Below are 24,332 nucleotides of genomic sequence, written 5' to 3'. Positions count from 1 at the left end.
TGCCCTTAGGGTTTGATGTAGGTGTAACCCTGCTGTTGAAGGTGTGAGAGCTCGGCCACACCGCTTGGCACGATATCTTCTTCAAAGACGTCAAAGAGATCATTTTCATACGAGATATTGCGGCCGTTCAGCGTGTTGTTGCAGACGTGGACGGCGACATTCTGGCCTTTCAGCTCGAGCACCTGACCGCGCAGGGCCTCGTTGGCTTTGGCTTGGGACAGGAGGCCGAGGCCGTTGCCGTGCAGAACGACTTTGATGTCCATATTGTCGGCGCCTACCGCGTTGATGTGGTTCTGGATGTTGCGCATGGCGCCGCGGTATTTCTTGTCATCGGCCCCACCATCGTAGTTGATGTGGTAGACAACTTTTTGTTTGGTGTAGCGTTCGGAGGCCTCTGCCACGGAGGCAAAGCTTGTGACGACAAGCGCGATTGCAAGTGTCATGGCGACGGTCATAATTTTTTTCATTGTAGTCTCCCTCTTGGTTTGGCTGTTGCGCACAGCCTGCCCCAAGTCTGGCACGAGGCGGCTTTGCGCGCAGCTGGGGGAACCACGGGTTTTGGGGCTAGGGCGATGCCTAGGTTTGGGCCATTTGCGCCGTATCGCTGGCCAAGGCGACAAGTTGGCTGGAGGAGCGGGCCTCAAACTTTTTGAGGAGGTTGGCGCGGTGGAACTCGACTGTCTTGGGGCTTATCCCAAGTTGGCGCGCGATTTCTTTTGAGGAAAATCCATCGGCAATGAGTGACAATATTTCTTGTTCGCGTTTTGTGAGGTCAGGCCGAGGTGTGGCTGTGCCGACGAGGGGCGCGGCCGTTGGTCGGCGGCGGCGCAGCAAGATTAAAAGCGCGGCAAGCGGCGCGATAACCGTGCCAAGCACGAGAGGCCAGTTGCGCAAGAGCTTTGCAAATGTACCCAGAGCCTCGGTGCGCGCGGCATAGGCGTGTGTCAGCTCTTCTACTGGCTGGTAGGGCAGGGGTGCCGACCAGAAGTAACGCATGCGGAGCTGGTTTGAGAGGGCGGTTTGTTTGGCGCTGAGCAGTGCAAGGGCAACACTGTCGCGCAGGGCGGCATCTGTCTGGGCCAGTGCGGCGAAGGGCCATTCGGGGTAGAGGCGTGTGCTGATACGATCAGGGTGATCATAGGTTGCGTGTGCGTTGAGGTAGGTGAAGTCACTGGCGCTGTAGTGGCCATCGGCGATCATCCGCTCCATGAGGCCGCTGCGCACAATGCCGATATCGGCGCGGCCACTGGCCACGTGGGCCACCACAGAGTCCATGGGAAAGCCGACAAAGACGAGTTCTTCTGTGTCGGTGAACAGATTGAGACCTGCGCTTTCAAATTCAAGCCATGCCAGCTGAAAGCCGCCAAAGGCATTTTTGCTCACGGCAGCCACCCGCTTGCCAGCGGCATCGCTGAGGGCGGTGATGTCAGCATCGGCGCGCGCAAAAATCAGGCTTCCGAAGGAATTGGAAAAGCTGCCGTCGCTTCGCTGGACATCGCGTGAGGCGATCACGCTCATCACGTGCTTTTCGCTGAGGTCAACAAAGTGGCCAGGATTGGTGAGGATGAAATCGAGCTGGCCAGATGCAATCTGGCTGGATGCGGACGCGAGCGTGACGGGCACGATCTCGACAGAATAGTCAGGCAGGGAGGCGTCAAGATAGGTCTTGAGACCGTGCCACCGCGCGAGTGTGTCTTCATAGCCCAAATAGGCCAGCACCCCGATGCGGGCGAGCTTGTCTGTGGATTGCGCGTCAATTGGGTGCGCAAAGCTCAAAGCCAAGCCAATGGCTGCTGCGATTACTTTGCGCATATCTCTCTCCCCTCACAGACTATAGGTGCGGGAGGCGGCAAGAGGCAAATACGGAATTGAGGAGGGGGATATAAAAAGCCGCCCCAAAAGGAGCGGCCCTTGTTGGTTTATGAGTGCAGATCAAGGCTTGATATAGGTGTAACCTTGCATCTGAAGGTGTGAGAGCTCGGCCACACCGCTTGGCACGATATCTTCTTCAAAGACATCAAAGAGATCATTTTCATACGAGATATTGCGGCCGTTCAGCGTGTTGTTGCAGACGTGGACGGCGACATTCTGGCCTTTCAGCTCGAGCACCTGACCGCGCAGGGCCTCGTTGGCTTTGGCTTGGGACAGAAGGCCGAGGCCGTTGCCGTGCAGAACAACTTTGATGTCCATATTGTCGGCGCCCACCGCGTTGATGTGGTTCTGAATGTTGCGCATAGCGCCGCGGTACTTTTTGTCATCGGCCCCACCATCGTAGTTGATGTGGTAGACGACTTTCTGCTTGCCGTAGCGCTCATTGGCCTGTGCGTCGGATGCTGTGATGGCAAAGCTGCCAAGCGTGACGGCCAGAGCAATGGCCCATGTCAGAAGTTTCTTCATGTGATGTTCCTCAAATTAAGTGGCCGGCACGCGCTGACCTGCTGTTGAGATAGCAAGCCAGAGCCGGCATTTGCACCCATGCAGGGGGGCACAGCCGCCGCCCAAAAGCGCAAATCAGAACGATCACATCAGAAAGCCTCGCCGCATGAGACAGTAGTGCTGGAAAGCGCGACAAACTTATGATAATCTTTTAAAAACACTCGCAAAAAAAGAAGCGGGATGGCCGAGCAGGGCCCAACAAAACTGAAATCGACGTGCATGCCTCTGGTGAGGTGTGTATTTTCGTTCGCGTAGTGTCTGTGGCGCGGACTTCCGCAAGATTTGGCGTTTTCGGCGAAATCTCGCGGATGGGAAACATATTTAAGCCATATTTTGTGGGAATTTGCCGTTTTTTACGTGACGATACGGCAAAGGCGCTGTAGAAATGGGGCGGAACAGGCAGAAATTGCACCCGCGAAAGCGGCTAAAGACATCAGGCGGACAGATATATGACACTCAACCTCACAATGCCCGGACAGGAAGACCTCAAGCCACGCATCACCGTATTCGGTGTCGGCGGCGCTGGCGGTAACGCTGTTAACAACATGATCGAAAAAGAGCTGGAAGGCGTCGATTTCGTGGTTGCCAACACCGACGCGCAGGCCTTGCAGCAGAGCAAGTCGCCAAGCAAGGTTCAGCTGGGCGTGAAGGTAACAGAGGGTCTTGGCGCGGGGGCGAAAGCCTCTATCGGCGCGGCTGCCGCTGAAGAAAGCATTGAACAGATTGTTGACCACCTCGCTGGCGCACACATGTGCTTCATCACAGCAGGCATGGGTGGTGGCACAGGCACAGGCGCGGCCCCAATCATTGCACAAGCCGCACGCGAGCTTGGTGTTTTGACTGTTGGTGTTGTGACAAAGCCGTTCCAGTTTGAAGGCGCAAAGCGTATGCGTCAGGCCGAAGATGGCGTGGAAGCGCTGCAAAAGGTTGTTGATACGCTCATCATTATTCCAAACCAGAACTTGTTCCGCCTCGCCAATGAGAAAACAACTTTCACAGATGCCTTCAGCATGGCTGATGACGTTCTGTATCAAGGTGTTAAAGGTGTCACCGATCTGATGGTACGCCCCGGCCTGATCAACCTCGACTTTGCCGATGTTCGCGCCGTAATGGACGAAATGGGCAAGGCGATGATGGGCACAGGCGAAGCGACTGGCGAAGACCGCGCAACGCAAGCCTCGGAAAAAGCCATTGCCAACCCGCTCCTTGACGAGATCAGCCTGCGCGGCGCGCGCGGTGTTCTCATCAACATCACCGGTGGCCATGATCTGACATTGTTTGAACTTGACGAAGCGGCCAACCGCATTCGTGAAGAAGTTGACCCAGAGGCCAACATCATCGTTGGTTCGACGCTAGATACATCAATGGAAGGCGCAATGCGCGTGAGCGTTGTTGCAACGGGTATTGATGCTGTTGACGTCCACAGCGAGCTTCCTGTGCCCCGCCGTTCGCTTGCCGAGCCGCTGCGCCAGAAAGTGGCTGCGGAAGAAGAGGTGCAAGCTGAAGCGCCAGCAGTGGCTTTCACCGCTGCGGCAGCCACAGTTGCTCCCGAGCCTCAAGAAGAGCCGTCTTTGTTCACAAGTGCGCAAGCGGTTGAGCAGGCGGCCGCTGAAGAGCAGGTCGAAACCTTGTTTGAGCCACAGCGTGAGACGTTCCAACCCGCCACATCTGCGGCGGACGACGAGCTTCCGCCCCCTGCCTACCAGCCACAAGCCCGCCGCGAAGCCACTATTGATGCTGCGCCAGAAGAGTTTGTTGCGCCGCGCGCCCCTGCGCCAGGCACACCTTCTCCTGAGGCCATGGCGCGTTTGCGTCAGGCGGTTCACAACAACCGCCCAGCACCTCAAGCAGAACCATCACAGGCTGAAGAAAAGCCACGCTTTGGCGGGATCAACTCTTTGATCAACCGTATGACAGGCCATGAGCAAGGCGCTCGCCCGGCAGAAGCGGCTGCGCGCCCAGCGGCCCCTGCGCCGCGCGTTCAGCCTCAGGTGGGCAGCAGTGCCCAGCCGAAGCAACAGCCAGATGCAGACCAAGAGCGCATCGAAATTCCTGCATTTTTGCGCCGCCAAGCGAACTAAGCAGGGCCAAGACTTCACTAAAAGCCGCCCCTAAGTGGGCGGCTTTTTTGTTATTTATCAGAGATTTGTCGTTTGGGTAGCGTGGTTTCGCCGATTGTAACAGATGATGTTACAGGCGGTTGCAAAGAGTGAATTGAGCCTTGGTGCGCCAAAGCTTAATTTAGGCAAACTTGAGGCAACTAGGGCGGCATCCGTGCAGCGAACTCTAAAACAGACAGTCAACTTTGAAGGCGTTGGGCTCCACTCGGGCAAACCTGCGTCTCTTACTGTGCGTCCCGCACCTGCGGGCCACGGTGTAAAGTTTCGACGGACAGACATTGCCTTGGGCGATACGACTGTGCCTGCCAGCTGGGATGCGGTCGAGCAGGGGCCTTTGTGCACCAAAGTTGTCAATTCAAGCGGCGTTTCTGTTTCGACGATCGAACATGTGATGGCGGCTCTTGCCGGGTGCGGGATATTCAACGCGCTGCTGGAGCTTGACGGGCCTGAAGTGCCTATTCTGGATGGCAGTGCGGCACCTTTTGTAAAGCGGTTCCTGGAAGTTGGCTTGCAGAGCTTGGAGCAGCCTGTCTGGGCTGTGCGGATTCTGCGCGATGTCGAGGTGAGCCGCGGCGAGGCTTGGGCGCGTTTGAGCCCGGCTGATGAGATGCAGATCGATTTCTCTATTGATTTTGAAGATGAGGCGATTGGACGCCAGCACAAAGCGTTGAACATGGCCAACGGCTCGTTTGTGCGTGAGTTGTGTGACAGCCGCACATTCTGCCGCCAGTCGGATGTTGATGCGATGCACGAGCAGGGGCTCGCGCTTGGTGGTACGCTTGAAAACGCTGTCGTCGTTGAGGGCGCAAATGTGCTCAGCCCTGGTGGATTGCGCCATGCGGATGAAGCTGTGCGCCACAAGATGCTGGATGCTCTGGGTGATCTGGCTCTGGCGGGTGCGCCTATTTTGGGTGTTTATACAGGCTCACGTGCGGGCCACGCCATGACCAACGCCTTGCTGCGTAAGCTTTTTGAGACTGAAGGCGCATTCTGTTTTGTGCGCTGCACAGCAGAACAGGCGGCGCGGCTGCCGGGCGCAGGGGTGCATTTGGGCGAAATGCCACAAGTGGCATAAGCCGCGCTTTACTTTCACGGCAGCTTTGGAAATATTTCGCGACGCAGGTCTCTGCGTTGCGAGCCAAAAGACGCATTAAGGCGTTTTGCCTCGGAATTTTCTATGTTAGGACAGAGGCGTTGGTGGCACTCTGCCCTGTATAAGACGAAGGTGGGATTACGAGCATGAAGAGCGGGCTTTCTCTGACGAGAATTTTCGGTTTCACACTGCTATGCCTTTCGATTGCAGGCTGTGGGCAGCAGGGTAAGATCGCGCGGGGCGAGGTTCCTTTGGAGACCTATACTGCGGAGCAGATCTTTGAGCGGGCAGAGTTTGAAGTGAACCGCCGCCGCTTTGAGGATGGCGCCAAGTATTTTGGCGAGGTTGAACGCCTTTACCCCTATTCCAGCTGGGCCAAACGCGCTGTGATTATGCAAGCCTATGCGTTTCACCGCGAAAAAGATTATGAAAATTCGCGTGCCTCAGCGCAGCGCTATATCGACTTCTATCCAACCGATGAAGATGCAGCCTATGCGCAGTATCTTCTGGCTTTGAGCTATTATGACCAGATTGATGATGTGGGCCGTGACCAAGGGCTGACATTTCAGGCGCTACAATCCTTGCGTGAAGTGATCGAGCGCTATCCCGATAGCGAATATGCGCGCTCGTCTGTGCTGAAATTCGATCTCGCCTTTGACCATCTGGCAGGCAAGGAAATGGAGATCGGTCGCTACTATCTGAAGCGTGACCGTTTCACCGCGGCTATCAACCGATTCCGTGTGGTTGTTGAAGATTTCCAGACGACGACACATACGCCGGAAGCGCTGCACCGTTTGGTTGAATCCTATCTCTCGCTGGGTTTGACCAAAGAGGCGCAGACGGCTGCCGCCGTTCTGGGGCACAATTTCCGTGGATCCGAATGGTACGAAGACAGCTTTGCCTTGCTCTCGGGTGCAGGGCTTGAGCCGAAGTTCTTTAAAGGCAATTGGCTGGCATCAGCCTACCGCCAGACTATCAAAGGCGATTGGTTGTGATAGGGCCTTCCTTGGGCCGTCATTGACCAGAAAGCAAACCCATGCTGCGTGCGCTAGACATTCGCGACATCCTGCTGATTGACCATCTTGAGCTCGGCTTTGAAGCGGGGCTCAACGTGCTCACAGGCGAGACCGGAGCTGGCAAGTCTATCTTGCTCGACTCACTTGGCTTTGTGCTTGGTTGGCGCGGGCGGGCAGAGCTTGTGCGCGCGGGCGCGGCACAGGGCGAAGTGACGGCTGTGTTTGATTTGCCTGCGGGCCACAAGGCGTTTGCCGTTTTGGAAGAGGCCGGTATTCCGCAGTCGAGCGAGCTGATTTTGCGCCGTATCAATACAGCTGACGGGCGCAAAACTGCGTGGGTTAATGACAGGCGCTGTTCGGGGGATGTGCTGCGCGCGCTCTCGGAACATCTGGTAGAGCTGCATGGGCAAAACGATGACAGAGGCCTGTTGGACCCAAAGGGTCACCGCATGCTTCTGGATGATTTCGCGGGGCTTGCCCCTAAGTTGGTTCGCTTGCGTGGCCTCTGGCGCGCGAAAGCGGCGGCTGCCAAGGAGCTGAAGGCAGCCAAAGCCGCGATTGCGGCTCTGCGCGAAGAAGAAGAATTCCTGCGCCATGCGGTGGCTGAGCTGGACACGCTTGCGCCTGTGGCAGGCGAAGATGAGGGTCTTGACCGTCAACGCCGCCAAATGCAGGCCGCTGAGAAAGTGCGCAGCGATATTCAGCGTGCGCTGAGTGGACTGCGCGACGACAAGGGCGCGGAGGACACTGCCGGGCAGGCGCTACGCTGGCTTGACAGTGTGGGTGGTGAGGCGGGTGATATGCTCACCGAAGCTGTCGAAGCTCTTGAGCGTGGCCTGAATGAGCTGGCGCTTGCCGCAGATGGTGTCGAAGAGACGTTGCGTGCACTTGAGTTCAGCCCGCATGAGCTTGAGGCCTGTGAAGAGCGCCTTTTTGCCATTCGTGGACTGGCCCGAAAGTATGAGGTGTTGCCAGACGAACTTGCGGCACACACGGAAGAGCTGCGCGCAAAGCTTGAGGCGGTCGACGCAAGCGATGCTGAGCTTGGAGCTCTTGAAGCGGCCAATGCCAAGGCAGATGCGGCCTATGTGGCTGCTGCCGAAGCGCTTAGCGAAGCGCGGCGCAAGGCGGCTCTGAAGCTTGATAAGGCGGTGATGGCCGAGCTTGCCCCGCTCAAAATGGAGCGGGCTGTTTTCACCACACAGGTGAGCACGGGCGAGGCTGGGCCTGAGGGGATGGACGCTGTGAGCTTTGTTGTGGCCACCAACCCTGGTGCGCCTTCGGGGCCGCTGGCCAAGATCGCCTCGGGCGGCGAACTCAGCCGCTTTTTGCTCGCATTGAAAGTTTGCCTGACGGGCGGCGCAAGTGATGTGACAATGATTTTTGACGAGATTGACCGCGGCGTTGGTGGGGCTACCGCCGATGCTGTTGGCCGCCGTTTGCGGGCATTGGGGGAGGGCGGGCAGGTTCTTGTTGTCACGCACTCACCTCAGGTGGCTGCCCTTGGACAACACCACTGGCGCGTTGAGAAAAACGTGAAAGACGGTCAGACGCTTTCAACAGTGAAGCCGCTGGGCGAGGCGGCACGTGTGGACGAAGTTGCGCGGATGATCTCGGGTGACAGCATCACCGAAGAGGCGCGTGCAGCGGCTAGAGCACTGCTGTAACGGCTTCTTTTTGCGCAATAAGTTTGCCAGGGTTCATGATGCCCTGCGGGTCAAGCGCGTGCTTTATATCCCCCATCAGGCTCCAGCCTGCGCCATGTTCGCGCTCCATATAGTGGAGCTTGCCAATCCCGATTCCATGTTCGCCTGTCGCTGTGCCACCCATATCAAGCGCGCGTGATACCATCCGTTCAGACGCGGCTTTGGCTGCTGCCAGCTCGTCAGGTTTGGCGGGATCAAACATGAGAATGGCGTGAAAATTGCCATCGCCCACATGGCCAAGGATCGGGCCAAAGAGGCCTGAGGCTGCGATATCGTCTTGGGCGGCGGAGACCGCTTCGGCAAGGCGTGATATGGGCACACAGACATCTGTGACGAGGGCGGTTGCGCCCGGGCGCGACTGAAGAATCGACCAATAGGCATGATGGCGCATGCGCCAGAGGGCGGCGCGCTCTTCGGGGCGGGAGGCCCAGTCAAATCCCATGCCGCCATGATCAGCGGCGATCTCTCCAAAGACCTGCGCCATTTCTTTGACGCTGCTTTCAGTGCCATGGAACTCAAGCAGGATATGCGGTGTCTCGGGCATGGTTGCACCTGCGACGCTGTTGAACACAGCGACTGTGGCTGTATCGACAATCTCGATCCGCGCCATGGAGAGGTCCATTTGAATGGCATCTGTGACGCAAGCCACGGCGTTGTCCACGCTGGGAAAGGCGCAAATGGCGGCAGTGATGGCTTCAGGCTGGCCTCTGAGGCGCAATGTCAGCGCGGTGATCAGGCCGAGCGTGCCTTCAGCCCCGACAAAGAGGCCTGTAAGATCGTAGCCAGCAGCGCTTTTGCGGGCTTCTGTGCCTGTCTGTACGATGCGGCCATCGGCGAGCACGACTTCAAGCCCGATGACATTGTCTCGCATGGTGCCATAGCGCACGGCTGTTGTGCCTGAGGCCCGTGTTGAGGCCATGCCGCCCAGAGAGGCATTTGCCCCCGGATCAACAGGAAAGAAGAGGCCGGTCGCGCGCAATTCTTCGTTGAGCTCCTCGCGCGTTATGCCCGCCTCAACAACTGCGACCATATCTTCCTGCGCCACGCGGCGGATGGCTTTCATTTTGGAGAAATCAACCGTGATGCCGCCCTGAACCGCTTGGGTTTGGCCTTCAAGAGAGGTGCCGGCCCCAAAACCAATGACAGGGCAGCACTCTTCGGCGCAGATTGTCACGATTTGGGAGACTTGTTCTGTTGAGGTCGGAAAGACGACAGCATCTGGTGGTGTGAGTGGAAAATATGTTTCGGAAAGGCCGTGGGCGTCAAGAACGGGCTTGGAGACCGTAATGCCTTCGCCTAGTAATGAAGTTAACCTGTGAATGGCGCGCGTAATATTCATGATGGCCCCTTGGCTGCACATATTGGGTGAGGTTAAGCCTTTGGGCAGGCTTGGGAAAGCGGAGTAGCTTAATATTTTATTAAAATGCTCTAGATAGAGGTGAAAGTGGAATATGGCCACTGAGTTTGCCAGACAAAAGCTACGTGCGGCGACGGAAGAGCTGACGCGGGCGCTGCGCGTTCTGCGGGAGCGGGGGCCGAGCCAAGTCCAGTTCTGGTTTATCGCGCTTGTGATCGGGATTGCGGCGGGGGCGGCTGCTGTTGTCTTTCGCAAAGGCATCGAAGCGCTACAGGCTTGGGCCTATGGTACGCCACATGTCGGTCATCTTTATGGGCTTACTCGTGAGATTGACTGGTTTTGGGTGCTGCTGATCCCCGTGATCGGGGGGCTGATTGTCGGACAGATACTCCATCACTACACACCAGATGGCCGTGTGCGCGCTGTCGCTGACGTGATCGAGGGTGCAGCGCTCAAGGATGGACGTGTCGAGCGCCGCGAAGGTGTCGCTTCGGCCCTCGCCTCACTGATCACCTTGGGCACAGGCGGTTCATCGGGCCGTGAGGGGCCAGTTGTGCATATGGCGGCTGTTATTTCGTCCTGGGTGTCAAACAGGCTTCACTCTGACGGGATCACAGGGCGCGATCTGCTCGGGTGTGCGGTGGCAGCGGCGGTGTCAGCCTCGTTCAACGCGCCTATTGCGGGGGCTTTGTTTGCGCTGGAGGTGGTCTTGCGGCACTTTGCTGTGCATGCCTTTGCGCCGATTGTGATTGCCTCTGTGGCTGGTACGGTGATCAACCGTCTGGCTTTTGGCGATGTGACGGAATTTACGCTGCCTGTCAGCTCCGCTCTGGCGTTTTATGTCGAGTTGCCTGCCTTTCTTATCCTCGGGCTTGTTTGTGGCCTCGTTGCTGCGCTGTTCATGCGCGCTGTTTTCATGGGCGAAGATCTGGCAAGCCATGTGCAACAAAAATACGGTATTCCGCGTTGGCTGCGCCCTGCGATTGCGGGGGCAATGCTGGGGGCTTTGGCGCTCATGTTTCCGCATATTATCGGGGTGGGGTATGAAACAACTTCAGCCGCGCTGACAGGCAAGCTGCTCATGTGGGAAGCGGTTGTCTTTGCCGTTATCAAGGTTGTTGCTGTGGTGGTCACAATGGCGGGGCGCATGGGGGGCGGTGTGTTTTCACCGTCCTTGATGATCGGGGCTTTAACAGGGCTTGCCTTTGGGACGATTGCCACGGGTATTTTCCCGGATGTGTCGGGCACGAGCGCGCTCTATGCCTTGGCCGGTATGGGAGCTGTGGCAGCAGCTGTACTGGGCGCGCCGATATCGACCACATTGATTGTGTTTGAGCTTACGGGAGACTGGCAGACAGCTATTGCCGTGATGGTGGCGGTGAGCATGTCGACTGCGCTCGGCTCGCGGCTTGTAGACCGTTCCTTCTTTCTCACGCAGCTGGAGCGGCGCAATGTGCATCTGGCAGCGGGGCCGCAGGCTTACTTGCTTGCCATGTTCCGTGTGGCCAAGTTGATGCGCGAGCGCGATGAAGACAGCTGCCCGCCTGAAGACGATCTCTGGGAGCTTGTCGAGCAAGGGGTTTACGTTGATGGCAATGCTACCCTTGAGACCGCGATGCCCCTGTTTGAACGCACAGGCGCACGCTTTTTGCCAGTGGTCAGCCTGTCAGGCGAAGATGCGCCGCCCGAGCTTTGGGGCGCGCTGATGCATGTTGATGCTTTGAAAGCCTACAACCGTGCTCTTGCGGCAACCGCGGCCGAAGAACACAGTTAGGCCAGCTCAGACGCGCTCTACAGCGACATCTTCTGACGTGTAAAACGCCAGATAACCTTTGATTTTTGCGACGGCTTCTTTGGGGGCTTCATAGCTCCAAACCGCGTTTTCTATTGTTTTTGATTTGGTCACGATCGAGTAATAGCTTGCATCGCCCTTGTGAGGGCAGTGGCTTTTGTGGGTGCTCTCGTCGAGAAAGGCTGTCGCGATATCGCCGCGTGGAAAGTAGATCACTGCGGGATACTCGCCTTCGGAAAGTTCCAGTGCGTTCTTGCTTTCGCCCAAAACGGCGCCGCCTGCGCGGACGACCCATGTGCCTGTGGCGGGTGTGATCGTAATTTTGGGGGCCATGGCCATATCCTTCAAGTGTGTCTGCGCGCCTGTGTTTGGCGGCAAACTGTTACAGCATCATGTCAGATTGCTTGGGTGGCGTCACTTAACCACATCTTCGCACTTTCCGAAAGCCTTCCAGCAACTTTTGTATAGCAGGCCTTGTGGTAGCTGTTGAGCCAGTCGCGTTCTGCGATGCTGAGCATCTCCACGCAGATCAGGCGACGGTCAATTGGCACATATGTGAGCGTTAGAAACTCAAACATCTCACGGGCATCGGCCCCCTCCAGCGCGTGCGCCTTCTGGACCACAATAAGGTTTTCCAAGCGGATGCCGAAGGCCCCTTCGCGGTAGTAGCCAGGCTCGTTTGACAGGATCATACCTGCTTTAAGGGGCACATGAGACACCCGTGACAGGCGCTGTGGCCCCTCGTGTACGCAGAGGTAGACGCCGACACCGTGCCCTGTACCATGGTTGAAGTCTTGTCCGGCAAGCCAGAGTGGATAGCGGGCTATCGCGTCAAGATCGCGTCCTGCGAGCCCTTTGGGAAAGCGCAGGCGTGAAATGCCAATCATGCCTTGCAACACGCGAGTGAAGGCTTCTTTTTCGATATGGCCCACATCTCCTATGGGCAGTGTGCGGGTGATATCGGTGGTCCCGTCAATATATTGCCCGCCCGAATCCAATACGATGAGCTGGCCATTTTGCAGAGGCGCGTTGGTCTCCTCCGTCACGCGATAGTGCATGATCGCCCCATGCGGCCCTGTGCCTGCAATAGTTTCAAAGCTGATGTCGCGCAGCTCACCCGTGGCGCGGCGCGCGTTTTCGAGCTGTGTGACAACGTCAACTTCTGTGATGCTGCCTGCTGGTTGGGCATCAAACCAGGTGAGGAATTCGATAACGGCAGCCGCGTCGCGCAAGTGGGCCTCTTGGGTGCCGGCTATCTCGGCTTGCGTCTTGCGGGCTTTTGGCAGGATGCAAGGATCATCTGCCCATGCGACAGTGGCCGTGCCTTCAGCCAGCTCTTGCGCAAGCTTTACGGGAGCGGTCTTGGCATCGATCCGCACTTCACCTTGCAAGGAATGCAACGTGGGCAAAAGGGCCGAAGGCGGGCGCAACGTGATATCGCTGCCTAAGTGGGCGCGCAGCGCGTCGCTGAGTTTCTCGGGCGCTGTAAAAAGCGTGACAGCGCCTGATGCAAAGAGAATCGCGAAGCTGTGGGGCACAGGGTTGCGCGGGATATCTGAGCCGCGAATGTTGAGAAGCCACGCGATAGAGTCCGGCAAGGTGATGACTGCGGCTGCCTGGCCTGCAGCCTGCAAGACGGCGCCAAGGCGCGCGCGTTTATCCTGATGGCTTTCGCCAGCCAGAGCCTCAGGGTAGGGCGTAATTGGGCCCAAAGGCGGCGCGGGCTGATCAGGCCAGACCTTATCAACCAGATTGGCTGTGGCGCGGAAGCTGAAGCCTTTTGACGCGAGCGCCGTCTCCAGCTCCTCAATCTCGCTTGCGGTGTGAAGCCAAGCATCATAGCCGATCACGCCACCATCTGGCAGCGCTTGTGCGAGCCACTCTTTGAGCTGTGTTTCTGGCCATGGAACTGGCGTGTAGACCGCAAGATCAACTTGCTCTTTGACTTGTGTGCGGTAGCGCCCATCAATGAAGACGCCTGCCACCTCTGCCAAAACAGCGCAGAAGCCTGCAGAGCCTGTAAAGCCTGTGAGCCAAGCCAGCCGTTCATCATTTGGGGCGCAGTATTCGCCTTGGTGGGCATCTGCGCGGGGCACCAGAAACCCTGACAAAGCTTCTTTCTGCATCAGCTCTCGCAGCGCGAGAAGACGGCCTGCACCTTGGCTTGCATCGGCACGGTTTTCAAAGCTTTGGAACATAGTTTCCCCCCTGTGTTGTTGACAGGGTAGGGCGCTTTTCTATGTGATTAAAGAGGGATCTGTTGAAGCAACAGAACTGCGCGCAACCTTCGCGGCTGAGCGGCCTCTTCCCAAGTGCAAACCACACGCGTCGTCGTCAGTTTGGCCCTCTTGGGCGCTCAAACTTCGGCTACATAGCCCGCTTCATGCCCAGAAAGCGGGCGCGTGCACGTGGATCACTGTCAAACAGCGCTGCAAGTTGCTCGGTCATAGCGCCGGCCAGTTGCTCTACATCTGTGATGGTGACAGCGCGGTTGTAATAGCGCGTTACGTCGTGGCCGATACCAATCGCCAAAAGTTCGACCTGACGCTTCTTTTCGACCATTGCGATCACATCGCGCAGGTGCTTTTCCAAGTAGTTTGCAGGGTTGACCGAGAGTGTTGAGTCATCAACTGGCGCACCATCTGAGATCACCATCAGAATTTTGCGTGCTTCAGGGCGGCGGGCCATGCGGCGGTGCGCCCATTCGAGGGCTTCACCGTCGATGTTTTCTTTCAAGAGGCCTTCTTTCATCATCAGACCCAGGTTGTCGCGTGAGCGGCGCCATGGTGTATCGGCACCTTTGTAGATGATGTGGCGCAAGTCGTTGAGGCGGCCAGGCTGCTGAGGGCGGCCATCGGCAAGCCATTTTTCGCGGGCAAGCCCACCTTTCCAAGCGCGGGTTGTGAACCCCAGAATTTCGACTTTGACCGAGCAGCGTTCTAGCGTGCGCGCGAGAACATCTGCACAGATGGCTGCAATCGAGATTGGCCTGCCGCGCATGGACCCCGAGTTGTCGATGAGAAGGGTCACGACGGTGTCGCGGAACTCTGTTTCCTGCTCGACTTTGAAGCTGAGCGGTGTCGTCGGGTTTGATACAACGCGTGCAAGGCGGCCTGCATCCAGAATACCTTCTTCCTCATCAAATGACCACGAGCGGTTCTGCTGGGCCTGAAGGCGGCGTTGCAGCTTGTTGGCAAGTCGGCTTACCGCGCCTTTGAGCGGGTCAAGCTGCTGGTCAAGATAGGCGCGCAGGCGCTCCAGCTCGGCAGGTTCGGCCAGTTCTTCGGCGAGGATTTCCTCATCGTTTTGTTCGTCATAAATCTGGTAGTTTGGATCGGCATCAGAGACAGGCTGCGGGGGCGGGGGCTCAAGCGGGGCCTCCCCATCGGGCATATCGGCCTCATCGCCCAGCTCTTCATCGGCCATGTCATCCATGGAGACCTGCGCTTCTGAGGCGTCTTGGGTCTCTTCCTGACTTTGCTCTGGGCTGGCTTCTGACTCGTCATCCTGAGAGTCATCCTGCCCTGTGCTGTCGGGCTGGTCTTCGTCTTGCTGGGCCTCTTCGTCGCTCTCGTCGCTTTCATCGTCGGGGGCGTCCGGATCTTCGCCAAGCTGGTCGCCATAGCCAAGGTCGGAAATAACGCGGCGCGCAAAGCGGGCAAAATCTTGCTGGCTGCTCAGCCGCTCTGAGACATCCTCAAGGGCTTCTCCTGCCTGCTCTTCCATAAAGCCTTGCCAAAGCTCCATCACATTGCGCGCGCCTGCAGGGAGGTCACGCCCTGTCGCCAAGTGGCGAACAAGGTAGCCGGCAGCCGTCGCCAGCGAGGCGTCGGCGCGGTCGGTGATTTCTGCATAGCCTGCGCGGCGGGAGTCTTCGGCGATTTTGGCATCAATGTTGCCTGCTGTGCCGGGCATGTCCCGCGCGCCCATGGCTTCGCAACGTGCGGTTTCCATGGCCTCATAGATGTCACGTGCCAAGTCACCTGACGGGGCATAGCGCGCGTGGGTGGCCGCGTCGTGGTACTTGTGCTTGAGAGCGAGTGCATCAGCTGTGCCGCGGGCGAGCAAAACCTCGTCGCGCGTCATGCGGCGCGACACTTGGGGCAGGCGCATGTTGTCGCCTGCCATCCCTGAGGGATCAACCGAGTAGCTGACCGTCAGATCCGAGTCGTTGGCCATGACCTTGGTGGCCTCGGCAAGCGCCTTTTTGAACGGATCGGCTGGGTTATCGCTGGGTTTGCTCATGAGGATCAGTCTTTTTTGTTGCCTGAAATATCCCGAAGGTGCGGCGAAGCCGAGGGGCCTTGCCCCTCGTGCGCACAAGTTGGCGCGCATGGATCGGACCGGCCAAGCTGATCCGACGCCAAGCTCATCCCAAGCTCACACTTGCCGCTGATTCTGGCAGCTCTTCATCAAACAGGCGCTGGTAGAACTCAGCCACGGTCTGGCGCTCGAGCTCGTCACATTTGTTCAGGAAGGTCAGGCGGAAAGCATAGCCTACATCACGGAAGATCTCGGCATTCTGCGCCCATGCGATGACCGTACGGGGCGACATAACTGTGGAAAGGTCACCGTTCATAAAGGCTGTGCGGGTGAGGTCTGCGACCTGCACCATGTGTTTCACAGTCTTGCGGCCTGCATCGGTGTTGTAGTGCGGGTTTTTGGCCAGAACGATGTTTGTCTCGGCATCAATCGACAGGTAGTTAAGAGTTGCCACAAGCGACCACCGGTCCATCTGGCCCTGGTTGATCTGTTGTGTGCCGTGGTAGAGACCCGTCGTGTCGCCAAGGCCAACGGTGTTGGCTGTTGCAAAGAGGCGGAAGTACGGGTTGGGCGTGATGACTTCGTTCTGGTCAAGAAGCGTCAGCTTGCCGTCAACTTCCAGCACACGCTGGATCACAAACATAACATCGGCGCGGCCTGCGTCATATTCGTCAAAGACAATCGCGGTTGGATTGCGCAGAGCCCAAGGCAGGATTCCTTCGTGGAACTCGGTGACTTGTTTGCCGTCTTTCAGTTTGATCGCGTCTTTGCCTATCAGGTCGATCCGGGAGATGTGGCTGTCGAGGTTGACGCGTACGCATGGCCAGTTGAGGCGGCTCGCAACCTGTTCGATGTGGGTGGATTTACCTGTTCCGTGATAACCCTGGATCATCACGCGGCGGTTATGGGCAAAGCCCGCGAGGATCGCCATCGTCGTGTCGGGGTCAAACTTGTAAGTGCTGTCATTTTCAGGAACGCGGTCACTGCGATCTGCAAAAGCGGGCACAGTCATATCTGTGTCGATGCCGAAGACGTCACGGACTGAGACTTTCTCGGTGGGTTTCGCGTTAATGTCGATCATACCGTCCGCCATAGCCGGATTCCTTCATATCTCGAAAAATGTTGTAGCTGTGGTGCCTCAAAATCTAGGTGAGGGCAAGCCTAAGCCCGAAGTTTGCGGTTCTGGAATGAGCAATTGGTGAAGTTGGCTCTATTGTTCTGCATGTCACAGCTGGATCACGCGAAATTGCGAGGGCTGACCCTGTCAGGCGCGGCCGCTTGCAGCTATACTTGCGTGAGTAACGCTTGGAGGAGAGTTTCATGAAGCGACGTGTTTTTTTAGCCGCAGCTTTGGGCGTGGGCGCAGGCCTGCCGTTTGCGCGTGGGGCTTGGGCCAAGACTTTTGAGGTCAGTCGCAGCGATGCGGAGTGGCGTGCGATGCTCACACCCCTGCAATATAAGGTGATGCGCGAAGAAGGAACCGAGCGGGCAGGGTCATCTTTGCTCGATAAGGTCTATGATCCGGGCGTGTATCACTGCCGTGGTTGCGATTTGGCGGTCTATGACGGTGAGCATAAATATGACAGCCGCACTGGTTGGCCAAGCTTTTATCAGTCGCTTGAGGGCGCGATTGGGACAAAAACAGACTTCAAGTTGATCTACCCGCGGACCGAATGTCACTGCCGCCGCTGTGGTAGCCATTTTGGCCATATCTTCAACGATGGGCCAAAGCCCACAGGCAAGCGGCATTGTCTCAACGGCGTGAGCCTTGTGTTTAAGGCGGCTTAGGCGGTCTAAATTATGCAAAAACTGCTCAAACGCCTCGCAAAAGCTGCGGGGCGTTTTGCTTTGATAGCCCAGCATCAAAGGAGAGCAGATATGACGCAAAGAACTTTAAGACAAAACACACCATGGAAGTTACGTGGCGCTGTTGCTGCGCTTGTGGCGCTTGCGGGTGGCCTGACTGCAATCGGGAGTCTGATCGCTTTTGACAGGCTGATTACGAGCCATCTTTCGCCTGAAGCTTTTGTTATGCTGGCGTGTCTTGGGGCTGCGGGTGCCGGGCTTATCTTTGGTCCGTATATCGGGCGTGCTGGCTGGCGGGGGGGCGCCCTTTCTGTGCTCGCCTTCTTCGCAGCGACAGTTCTAGGGGCTTATTTTGCGGGCGCTTTAGGGCTTAGGGCGCATCGTATGGACCTTGTTGCGACGTGGCTTGTTTTTAACTTTGCCACGCCGCTTGGTTTTATGTGGCTGGTGCTGTGGAGCTTGCTGCATTGGGGCAGCAGAGCCCTGCGCCGCCGCTTTATTTAAAGCTGCGGCTGACCTTGATCTGGTCCCAGGCCCAAACGACTTCTTGGAGCTGTTCTTCTTGTGAGCGGTCGCCACCGTTCATGTCAGGGTGCAGCACTTTGATGAGCTTTTTGTAAGCTTTGCGAATCTCGGCTTTGGTCCAGTGATCTTTGGCTTCCAAAATCTCGACCGCACGGCGCTCTGTCGGGGGGAGACGGCGCCCTCCGCCTCCGCCTTTGCCGGGGTTCTTCGTGGCATTGGCGCCCAAGACTTGGTGGGGATCTTCGATACCAAGGCGTGCCCATGCGCGAGCCTCTGGATCGCCCAACGGCTTGGTTTCGCGTTCCCAAACTTTATCTTTGGATTGTTGGGCGTTCATTTCGGCTTCGGTGGTGCCGTCAAAGAAGTTCCATTTCAGGTTATACTCGCGAATGTGCTCTTTGCAGAACCACAGATATTCATCGAGAACGTCTGGCGCGCGGGGCGCGCGGTACTTGCCTGCTTCCTCGCATCCCTCGTGTTCACATACGCGGGTTGAGGTTTCTGATGCACCCGACATGCCACGGCGGCCGCGCGGGTTCTTCTTTTTTGCGGATGACACAGACATGTCAAAACCGAAAGGATCGTGCTTGGGCATAGGAACTCTCTTTTCGTGACTGGCTGATGAGTTTACTGTGTTTGAAGACAGGGGAAAGAGGAAAGAGCGCAAAAAATGAAGATGGAAGAAAAAATCCGCGCGGCGCTTGAACAAGCGTTCACCGCAGAGAGCCTTGACGTGGTAAACGAGTCACATTTGCATGCAGGTCATTCAGGTGACGATGGGTCTGGCGAGAGCCATTTTCGTGTCCGGCTCAAAGCTGAGGGCTTTGAGAGCATGAGCCGTGTTGCCCGTCACCGCGCGGTGCATCAGGCGCTTGGCCCGCTTGCCACCGAGGTTCATGCGTTGGCGCTCGAGCTGTCCTGAGGAGTCTCATCTAAGGGGGCTTCATAGGCTGGCGCAGAAACAGCTGGTGCTGTCGGGTAATCTGGCGTTGCGGCCGCCGCGGCCACTATGGCACGGCGGAAAACCAGCACGGAACGGTAAACAACTTTGGTTGCACGAAAGCCCGAGCGCTCTTCGCTGGGCAAGGTTTCTGCGCGTGTAAATTCCCAGCCTTGGGCCGCTTCTGCGTTCAGGATCTCTTCGAGTGTGTTGGCAAAACGGTCTTCTGGCGTCTTGATGCCTTTGACTTTCTGCCCTTTGCAGGGGGCCGGGATAACTTTGTATTCGTACACGGTTTTGACCTCGTTGTTACTCATGGCTGTGCGATGTTAGCCGCCGCTTGCGTCGGGTGTTATGGTATTTGTTTACGGTCAGGCTTTTCTGCGTATCCCCATGGGGCGGCCGACAAAGTCAGGGACAGGGAGCTTGCTGTGCTCGTCGAGCATGTTCTTGAAAATCGTGAAGATATCTTCAGGCATCGGCGCCACACGCGGCCCAGACTGGTCGATGTGCAGGCACATGCCTTCGCCTTGGGCAGAGACCCACCCATCGACATGGATCAGCTCTTGGCAAAAGTGCACGCGCTTTTCATCAAGGTCCAGCACACGAAAGGTTGCGCGCAATTGGTCGCCCTCATGCACTTCGCGAACATAGTGCATATGATACTCGGCCGAATAAGTCGTATGCCCTGTGCGCGCGCGGTAGTCGGCCCCAAGGCCGAGCTTGTCCCAGAGGGCATCAACACCAAGATCCATCAAAACGTTATAGTAGGCCATGTTGAGATGGCCGTTAAAATCGATCCACTCTGGGCGTACCGCTATTGGCTCGGATATGAAAAGAGCGCTCATGATCGGGTCAGCTTCCCAGTTTGGCTTGCACCGCATCGTTTACAGCCTTGGGGTTGGCTTTCCCGCCCGTTGCTTTCATCACTTGACCAACAAACCAGCCGGCCAGCTTGGGGTTTTCCCGCGCTTTTTCCACTTGAGCGGGGTTGGCCGCGATGATCTCGTCAAGTGCTGTCTCGATGGCACCTGTGTCTGTCACCTGCTTCATACCGCGGGCTTCAACGATCTCGGCGGGGTCTCCACCTTCTGTGTAAACAATCTCAAAGAGGTCTTTGGCAATCTTGCCAGAAATCGTGTCGGCTGCGATCAAATCAATGATGCCCCCAAGCTGCGCAGGGGACACAGGGCTGTCGATGATATCTTTGTCACCGTCTTTTTTGAGGCGTCCAAAGAGCTCGTTGATGACCCAGTTGGCAGCAATTTTACCGTCACGGCCTTTGGCAACTTCTTCAAAGTATGCAGCATTCTGAACTTCTGCAGTCAAAACCGACGCGTCGTATTCTGTGAGGCCATAGTCTGACATAAAGCGCGCGCGCTTTGCATCGGGCAGCTCGGGGAGGGACGCCTTGATCTCGTCGACCCATGATTGCTCGATCTCAAGTGGCATCAGGTCAGGATCGGGGAAATAGCGATAGTCATGTGCTTCTTCTTTGGAGCGCATGGAGCGGGTTTCGCCTTTGTCCGGATCATAAAGGCGGGTCTCTTGCACAACTTCGCCACCCTCTTCGAGGATCTTGATCTGGCGGCGCGCTTCATAGTCAATGGCCTGCTGAATGAAGCGCATCGAGTTCATGTTCTTGATTTCGCAGCGCGTACCGAGGTGGCTGAAGTCTTGCGTTGCCATGTATTTTTCGTGCTGGCCTGCGCGGCAGACCGAGACGTTCACATCGGCGCGCAGGTTGCCGTTTTGCATGTTGCCATCACAGGTGCCGAGATACCGCAGGATCTGGCGCAGCTTGACGACATAGGCGGCGGCCTCTTCGGGGCCGCGGATGTCGGGGCGGCTGACAATCTCCATCAGCGCGACACCTGTGCGGTTAAGATCCACGAAGGACATATTCGGGTCCATGTCGTGGATAGATTTGCCTGCGTCTTGCTCAAGGTGAATGCGCTCGACGCGCACAAGGCGTGCAACACCGGGAGCCATATCCACCAGAATCTCACCTTCACCCACAATGGGTTCGTAAAGTTGGCTGATCTGGTAGCCTTGGGGCAAGTCAGGGTAGAAGTAGTTTTTACGGTCAAACGCGGATTTGAGGTGGATCTCGGCGTTAAGGCCAAGGCCTGTGCGAACGGCTTGCTCAACGCAGAATTCGTTGATCACAGGCAGCATGCCAGGCATTGCTGCGTCAACGAAGGCAACGTTGGAGTTGGGCTCTGCGCCAAACAGGGTCGAGGCACCAGAAAACAGCTTTGCCTTTGAGCTGACCTGCGCATGGACTTCCATGCCGATCACCAGTTCCCAATCGTGCTTCGCTCCTGCGATCACTTTGGGTTTCGGGGTTTCATAGGCCAGATCGAGCATGCCCTCATCCTTTATACATATGTGCAAGGTCGAGGTGCGTTTTAGGCCAGCCTAAGGGGCGGGGCAAGGGGGAGTTGGGCAGGGCCCTAGCCTTGTGCTGATAGGGTAAGCCCACCTTGGCTGAAGTCGAGTGTTTTGCCACTGACGATATCATTTTTGAAGTGTGTCGCGATCGCGTTGAGTGCGGTGTCGCGGCCTTTGCGCAAAAGGGCCCCTCTGGGCGGGAGGAATGTTCCCGGGTTTGGCCCAAGGTCGGCCTCGGCCCACAATAGCGGGTGAAGTTCGCGCAGGTTTTCCCGCAGAATATGGTCAAACATCGAGTGGATCGCGTGGCGCACCTCGCGCACAACATCGGGCGCTTCAACAGGTGTTCGGGCGGGAGACATCGTGATGCCTGTGTAAGCCGCGAGCAGGTTTGCGATGTGTTGATCTGGCTGAAGGTAGAGAATATCGCGCAAGCCGTCGATAAAGAAGTCTACATCAAGGGTACGGGCAGCCCCCTGATCAACACGTAAAGCATCAAGGAAAACCCAAGTATAGCCACCGTTTCCCCAGACAGGGTTCGAGCGCGCTGCAGTGCGCCGCGCTTCTAGCTCGAGCGCATCATATGTTCCAAACCAGCGTGGCAGCAAGAAATTGCCAAGGCCCCGCATTGGTGCGGTGTTCGCCGGGTTCAGATCGATAAGGCGTTCGTAGGCGTCTGCGATATGCATTGCGGGTTGCGGCTTTGCAACGACGAGGGCGCACTGCGCTGCAGCAAGCAGGGGCGAAGCAAGCGCGGTGCGCGAAAAGCTACCGAGAATGTCGGACGCGCGGTCAAAGTGGACATGAAACAGAGCCATGTTGCGATCGGAAATTTCATGAGACCAGTTCGAGCCACGCCAGGCCCATCCAATATCCATGTGAGTTTGGGCAACGATTTCAGCAATCGCGTAATCGTCAGGAAATTCTGCGAGGACATCTTCCAGCTCTTCGATGCCTTGAAGACTGGGTGTAAAGCCGTCGGCTATGGCATGTTCTGTTGCCAGAACCACATCTGTGCGCGCGCCCAAACTGAGAAGATCTGCGTGCGGCATGCCGCAATGTGTGGCGACTTTTCGGTTGTCGGCACCGCGGATCAGGCGGCTGAGCTCTTCCCAGCGTTCCTGACGTGCGAGGAACTGACCTCTGTCTTGTATCCGCACGCGTGTGCTTTCTTCAGGTGGCTCTGATGCGGTGGGAATCCGCAACTGGTCTTGCAAACGGCTTGCCAGCTGGCGTGACGCGTTGTCAGCCTCTGCGCTCGGCGCGGGCTTTGACACTGTGCGCCGTAAGAGGCTTTCACGGGCCTGTGCCGCCAAGTCGGGCAGGTTTGATAAAAGAGCCATATTTGATTCGTTCCCTATTCTGGCCTTCCGTTTTGCTTGTGCTTTCGGGCCAAAAAACGGCAATTACACGATGGATTTTGGGAAAAATGGGCCAGTTTTGGTGAACTGTCCTGGCTGCTGAAACAATCAGCTCTGAGAAGGCGAAAAGTTTGCATAAAGCCTATCAATCGGTTTATCTGCTCCGGGATGTTTATTGTGCTGCGCCATAAAGTTGTTTTTGCGTTTCTGTTGCTTGTTGCAAGTCAGGGGGCGAGCCTTGCGTCTGAAAGTGACGCGGGGCAGGATGCAGCGGCGCAGATCGCGGCTCAAACACTTCAGATAATTGAGGCGCAGCCGCTTGAGCCGCGCGAGGACGCCGCTTTCTTTAACCATGATGTCAGCGCGCCTGGCCCAGACGTGGCCGCTATTCGCCCCAAAGCCCGCAGAACCTCATATCAATCTGCCGCTGAGGCAAATTTGGCCCGCATACGGCCCAAAGGGCGGCCCTACGAGTTTGTTCTACCGCATACACGCTGGGAGCATCGTGACGGTCACAAAGAGTGGACGCGCACTGCGATGAAGGCTGTATTGTCGCATGGCAAGCCGCTGACGCGAACCGTGCCATCGGATTATCGTGATTGGTGTCCAGCCTATGCCGAAAATGACGAGTTCCGACGTGCTATGTTTTGGGTTGGGTTTATGTCGGCATTGGCCAAGCACGAAAGTACCTATCGCGCAGACGCCGTGGGCGGTGGTGGCCTATGGTATGGTTTGCTCCAAATTCTGCCATCAACAGCCAAACTCTATCAATGCCAAGCCAAGACAGGTGAGGCGCTCAAGGATGGGGGCTTGAATTTGAGCTGCGCGACGCGGATCATGAGCAAAACAGTGGCGCGAGATAATGTGATCCACGGCTTTTTCCCAGAGAAAAAACGCAAATATCAAGGGGTCACACAGGATTGGGGGCCGATGCACTCGCGGTCCAAGCGCACTGAAATGGCGGCTTGGACACGTAAGCAGGCCTATTGCATCTCACGAAAATCGCTGCGTCCCAAGATGCGCCCCGCAAGCCTGCCCGTATTTAACAATCGATAGGGCTGACCCGTTAGCCGACCAATGAGAAGTGGTGGCGTTCCGTTTTGATCCCGAGGCCACGAAGGGCCTCTTCAAGGGCTTCATGGGGCGGAGTACAGGCATGGGGCAGGCGCAATTTACGATTGTCTTTCAGAAACAATGTCACTCTTACAGATAAGTCGAGCCGGGTATCAAAGCGGGCGCGCAGAATAAGAGCAGGCGGCATGCTATCGCTGAGCCGCGCTGTAGCCCACTGCATTTGCTCGGATGTTAGCTCAAATGTGCTGATCGGATTTGACCAAGCCTCCCATAGTGCGGGCAAGGTGAACAGCGCCAGAAAGGCTGCGATGAAGAGATTGAGATCAATTGTGACAATCAGGGTGAGTAGGGTCACATAGATCACAAGCAATATGCCAACAGCTGCACGCGAGCGCCCGTACCTTATGTGTGTTAGCGGCAAGCTCACTTCACTCACAGCCCGTCAATCT

At 57.0% G+C, this 24,332-nt stretch carries 23 protein-coding genes; 9 read left to right on the top strand and 14 right to left on the bottom strand.

What is annotated here, in order from left to right:
• Positions 1-5 precede the first annotated feature (5 nt).
• The 3 genes from ACTG3X_RS06690 to ACTG3X_RS06680 form a co-directional block, all read right to left on the bottom strand.
• Positions 6-467 carry a DsrE family protein gene (locus tag ACTG3X_RS06690; protein ID WP_439110465.1) on the bottom strand — a complete coding sequence of 154 codons (462 nt, stop codon included), beginning with the start codon at positions 465-467 and terminating at the stop codon, positions 6-8.
• A 109-nt stretch (positions 468-576) separates the two neighbouring features.
• Positions 577-1,812: a PhnD/SsuA/transferrin family substrate-binding protein gene (locus ACTG3X_RS06685; RefSeq protein WP_439110464.1), complete on the bottom strand. Its 1,236-nt coding sequence runs from the start codon at positions 1,810-1,812 to the stop codon at positions 577-579.
• Positions 1,813-1,932: 120 nt separating this feature from the next.
• Positions 1,933-2,397 carry a DsrE family protein gene (locus tag ACTG3X_RS06680; RefSeq protein WP_439110463.1) on the bottom strand — a complete coding sequence of 155 codons (465 nt, stop codon included), beginning with the start codon at positions 2,395-2,397 and terminating at the stop codon, positions 1,933-1,935.
• 488 nt (positions 2,398-2,885) lie between these two features.
• Here ACTG3X_RS06680 and ftsZ point away from each other — a divergent pair, with 488 nt between their 5' ends.
• From ftsZ to recN, 4 genes are all read left to right on the top strand, one after another.
• Positions 2,886-4,517, top strand: a complete 1,632-nt coding sequence (gene ftsZ, locus ACTG3X_RS06675; RefSeq protein ID WP_439110462.1) for a cell division protein FtsZ — start codon at positions 2,886-2,888, stop codon at positions 4,515-4,517.
• 193 nt (positions 4,518-4,710) lie between these two features.
• Positions 4,711-5,631, top strand: a complete 921-nt coding sequence (gene lpxC / locus ACTG3X_RS06670) for a UDP-3-O-acyl-N-acetylglucosamine deacetylase (protein ID WP_439110461.1) — start codon at positions 4,711-4,713, stop codon at positions 5,629-5,631.
• A gap of 164 nt (positions 5,632-5,795) precedes the next feature.
• Positions 5,796-6,644 (top strand): outer membrane protein assembly factor BamD, encoded by an 849-nt coding sequence (locus ACTG3X_RS06665; RefSeq protein ID WP_439110460.1) that lies wholly within the window; start codon positions 5,796-5,798, stop codon positions 6,642-6,644.
• Positions 6,645-6,685: 41 nt separating this feature from the next.
• On the top strand, positions 6,686-8,332 hold the full coding sequence (gene recN / locus ACTG3X_RS06660; RefSeq protein WP_439110459.1) for a DNA repair protein RecN: 1,647 nt from the start codon (positions 6,686-6,688) through the stop codon (positions 8,330-8,332).
• Here the strand turns inward: recN and ACTG3X_RS06655 are convergent.
• On the bottom strand, positions 8,316-9,710 hold the full coding sequence (locus tag ACTG3X_RS06655) for an FAD-binding oxidoreductase (protein ID WP_439110458.1): 1,395 nt from the start codon (positions 9,708-9,710) through the stop codon (positions 8,316-8,318). The two genes, recN and ACTG3X_RS06655, sit on opposite strands and share 17 nt — an antisense overlap.
• A 112-nt stretch (positions 9,711-9,822) precedes the next feature.
• Here ACTG3X_RS06655 and ACTG3X_RS06650 point away from each other — a divergent pair, with 112 nt between their 5' ends.
• Positions 9,823-11,502: a chloride channel protein gene (locus tag ACTG3X_RS06650; protein ID WP_439110457.1), complete on the top strand. Its 1,680-nt coding sequence runs from the start codon at positions 9,823-9,825 to the stop codon at positions 11,500-11,502.
• 6 nt (positions 11,503-11,508) lie between these two features.
• Here ACTG3X_RS06650 and ACTG3X_RS06645 read toward each other — a convergent pair whose 3' ends face one another.
• From ACTG3X_RS06645 to cobS, 4 genes are all read right to left on the bottom strand, one after another.
• A complete protein-coding gene (locus ACTG3X_RS06645) occupies positions 11,509-11,853 on the bottom strand; it encodes a DUF427 domain-containing protein (protein WP_439110456.1) in 345 nt (114 codons plus the stop codon).
• A gap of 62 nt (positions 11,854-11,915) precedes the next feature.
• A complete protein-coding gene (locus ACTG3X_RS06640) occupies positions 11,916-13,718 on the bottom strand; it encodes an aminopeptidase P family protein (RefSeq protein ID WP_439110455.1) in 1,803 nt (600 codons plus the stop codon).
• A gap of 169 nt (positions 13,719-13,887) precedes the next feature.
• The gene (gene cobT, locus ACTG3X_RS06635) at positions 13,888-15,765 is read right to left on the bottom strand and encodes a cobaltochelatase subunit CobT (protein WP_439110454.1); all 1,878 of its coding nucleotides are present in this window, start codon (positions 15,763-15,765) and stop codon (positions 13,888-13,890) included.
• Between the two features lie 124 nt (positions 15,766-15,889).
• Entirely contained in the window at positions 15,890-16,876 is a 987-nt protein-coding gene (gene cobS, locus ACTG3X_RS06630) for a cobaltochelatase subunit CobS (RefSeq protein ID WP_439110453.1), read from the bottom strand.
• A gap of 227 nt (positions 16,877-17,103) precedes the next feature.
• Between cobS and msrB the strand changes: the two genes are divergently transcribed.
• Entirely contained in the window at positions 17,104-17,571 is a 468-nt protein-coding gene (msrB, locus tag ACTG3X_RS06625; RefSeq protein ID WP_439110452.1) for a peptide-methionine (R)-S-oxide reductase MsrB, read from the top strand.
• A gap of 90 nt (positions 17,572-17,661) precedes the next feature.
• Positions 17,662-18,093 (top strand): hypothetical protein, encoded by a 432-nt coding sequence (locus ACTG3X_RS06620; protein ID WP_439110451.1) that lies wholly within the window; start codon positions 17,662-17,664, stop codon positions 18,091-18,093.
• Here the strand turns inward: ACTG3X_RS06620 and ACTG3X_RS06615 are convergent.
• Positions 18,086-18,709 (bottom strand): DnaJ domain-containing protein, encoded by a 624-nt coding sequence (locus ACTG3X_RS06615; RefSeq protein WP_439110450.1) that lies wholly within the window; start codon positions 18,707-18,709, stop codon positions 18,086-18,088. The two genes, ACTG3X_RS06620 and ACTG3X_RS06615, sit on opposite strands and share 8 nt — an antisense overlap.
• Positions 18,710-18,784: 75 nt before the next feature.
• Here ACTG3X_RS06615 and ACTG3X_RS06610 point away from each other — a divergent pair, with 75 nt between their 5' ends.
• On the top strand, positions 18,785-19,036 hold the full coding sequence (locus ACTG3X_RS06610; protein ID WP_439110449.1) for a BolA family protein: 252 nt from the start codon (positions 18,785-18,787) through the stop codon (positions 19,034-19,036).
• Here ACTG3X_RS06610 and ACTG3X_RS06605 read toward each other — a convergent pair.
• From ACTG3X_RS06605 to ACTG3X_RS06590, 4 genes are all read right to left on the bottom strand, one after another.
• Positions 19,009-19,371, bottom strand: coding sequence for a DUF4177 domain-containing protein (locus tag ACTG3X_RS06605; protein ID WP_439110448.1), 363 nt, complete (start codon positions 19,369-19,371; stop codon positions 19,009-19,011). The two genes, ACTG3X_RS06610 and ACTG3X_RS06605, sit on opposite strands and share 28 nt — an antisense overlap.
• 54 nt (positions 19,372-19,425) lie before the next feature.
• Positions 19,426-19,902: a thioesterase family protein gene (locus tag ACTG3X_RS06600; protein ID WP_439110447.1), complete on the bottom strand. Its 477-nt coding sequence runs from the start codon at positions 19,900-19,902 to the stop codon at positions 19,426-19,428.
• 7 nt (positions 19,903-19,909) lie between these two features.
• On the bottom strand, positions 19,910-21,424 hold the full coding sequence (gene gatB / locus ACTG3X_RS06595; protein ID WP_439110446.1) for an Asp-tRNA(Asn)/Glu-tRNA(Gln) amidotransferase subunit GatB: 1,515 nt from the start codon (positions 21,422-21,424) through the stop codon (positions 19,910-19,912).
• An 86-nt stretch (positions 21,425-21,510) separates the two neighbouring features.
• On the bottom strand, positions 21,511-22,791 hold the full coding sequence (locus ACTG3X_RS06590; RefSeq protein ID WP_439110445.1) for a hypothetical protein: 1,281 nt from the start codon (positions 22,789-22,791) through the stop codon (positions 21,511-21,513).
• 195 nt (positions 22,792-22,986) lie between these two features.
• Here ACTG3X_RS06590 and ACTG3X_RS06585 point away from each other — a divergent pair, with 195 nt between their 5' ends.
• Positions 22,987-23,865, top strand: coding sequence for a transglycosylase SLT domain-containing protein (locus tag ACTG3X_RS06585; RefSeq protein WP_439110444.1), 879 nt, complete (start codon positions 22,987-22,989; stop codon positions 23,863-23,865).
• A 10-nt stretch (positions 23,866-23,875) separates the two neighbouring features.
• Here the strand turns inward: ACTG3X_RS06585 and ACTG3X_RS06580 are convergent, their stop codons facing one another.
• The gene (locus ACTG3X_RS06580; RefSeq protein WP_439110443.1) at positions 23,876-24,238 is read right to left on the bottom strand and encodes a hypothetical protein; all 363 of its coding nucleotides are present in this window, start codon (positions 24,236-24,238) and stop codon (positions 23,876-23,878) included.
• Positions 24,239-24,332: the final 94 nt, after the last annotated feature.

Origin of the sequence: Lentibacter sp. (genome assembly GCF_965658795.1) — a bacterium.
Taxonomy (GTDB): Bacteria; Pseudomonadota; Alphaproteobacteria; order Rhodobacterales; family Rhodobacteraceae; genus Lentibacter.
The sequence above is the reverse complement of the archived record's forward strand: the minus strand, read 5'-3'. Positions and strand labels throughout refer to the sequence as shown.

Coding starts and splice junctions, on each gene's coding strand:
- ACTG3X_RS06690 (WP_439110465.1), bottom strand. CDS start 467: ATGAAAAAAATTATGACCGTCGCCATGACACTTGCAATCGCGCTTGTC.
- ACTG3X_RS06685 (WP_439110464.1), bottom strand. CDS start 1,812: ATGCGCAAAGTAATCGCAGCAGCCATTGGCTTGGCTTTGAGCTTTGCG.
- ACTG3X_RS06680 (WP_439110463.1), bottom strand. CDS start 2,397: ATGAAGAAACTTCTGACATGGGCCATTGCTCTGGCCGTCACGCTTGGC.
- ftsZ (WP_439110462.1), top strand. CDS start 2,886: ATGACACTCAACCTCACAATGCCCGGACAGGAAGACCTCAAGCCACGC.
- ACTG3X_RS06665 (WP_439110460.1), top strand. CDS start 5,796: ATGAAGAGCGGGCTTTCTCTGACGAGAATTTTCGGTTTCACACTGCTA.
- recN (WP_439110459.1), top strand. CDS start 6,686: ATGCTGCGTGCGCTAGACATTCGCGACATCCTGCTGATTGACCATCTT.
- ACTG3X_RS06655 (WP_439110458.1), bottom strand. CDS start 9,710: ATGAATATTACGCGCGCCATTCACAGGTTAACTTCATTACTAGGCGAA.
- ACTG3X_RS06650 (WP_439110457.1), top strand. CDS start 9,823: ATGGCCACTGAGTTTGCCAGACAAAAGCTACGTGCGGCGACGGAAGAG.
- ACTG3X_RS06645 (WP_439110456.1), bottom strand. CDS start 11,853: ATGGCCCCCAAAATTACGATCACACCCGCCACAGGCACATGGGTCGTC.
- ACTG3X_RS06640 (WP_439110455.1), bottom strand. CDS start 13,718: ATGTTCCAAAGCTTTGAAAACCGTGCCGATGCAAGCCAAGGTGCAGGC.
- cobT (WP_439110454.1), bottom strand. CDS start 15,765: ATGAGCAAACCCAGCGATAACCCAGCCGATCCGTTCAAAAAGGCGCTT.
- cobS (WP_439110453.1), bottom strand. CDS start 16,876: ATGGCGGACGGTATGATCGACATTAACGCGAAACCCACCGAGAAAGTC.
- msrB (WP_439110452.1), top strand. CDS start 17,104: ATGAAGCGACGTGTTTTTTTAGCCGCAGCTTTGGGCGTGGGCGCAGGC.
- ACTG3X_RS06620 (WP_439110451.1), top strand. CDS start 17,662: ATGACGCAAAGAACTTTAAGACAAAACACACCATGGAAGTTACGTGGC.
- ACTG3X_RS06615 (WP_439110450.1), bottom strand. CDS start 18,709: ATGCCCAAGCACGATCCTTTCGGTTTTGACATGTCTGTGTCATCCGCA.
- ACTG3X_RS06610 (WP_439110449.1), top strand. CDS start 18,785: ATGAAGATGGAAGAAAAAATCCGCGCGGCGCTTGAACAAGCGTTCACC.
- ACTG3X_RS06605 (WP_439110448.1), bottom strand. CDS start 19,371: ATGAGTAACAACGAGGTCAAAACCGTGTACGAATACAAAGTTATCCCG.
- ACTG3X_RS06600 (WP_439110447.1), bottom strand. CDS start 19,902: ATGAGCGCTCTTTTCATATCCGAGCCAATAGCGGTACGCCCAGAGTGG.
- gatB (WP_439110446.1), bottom strand. CDS start 21,424: ATGCTCGATCTGGCCTATGAAACCCCGAAACCCAAAGTGATCGCAGGA.
- ACTG3X_RS06590 (WP_439110445.1), bottom strand. CDS start 22,791: ATGGCTCTTTTATCAAACCTGCCCGACTTGGCGGCACAGGCCCGTGAA.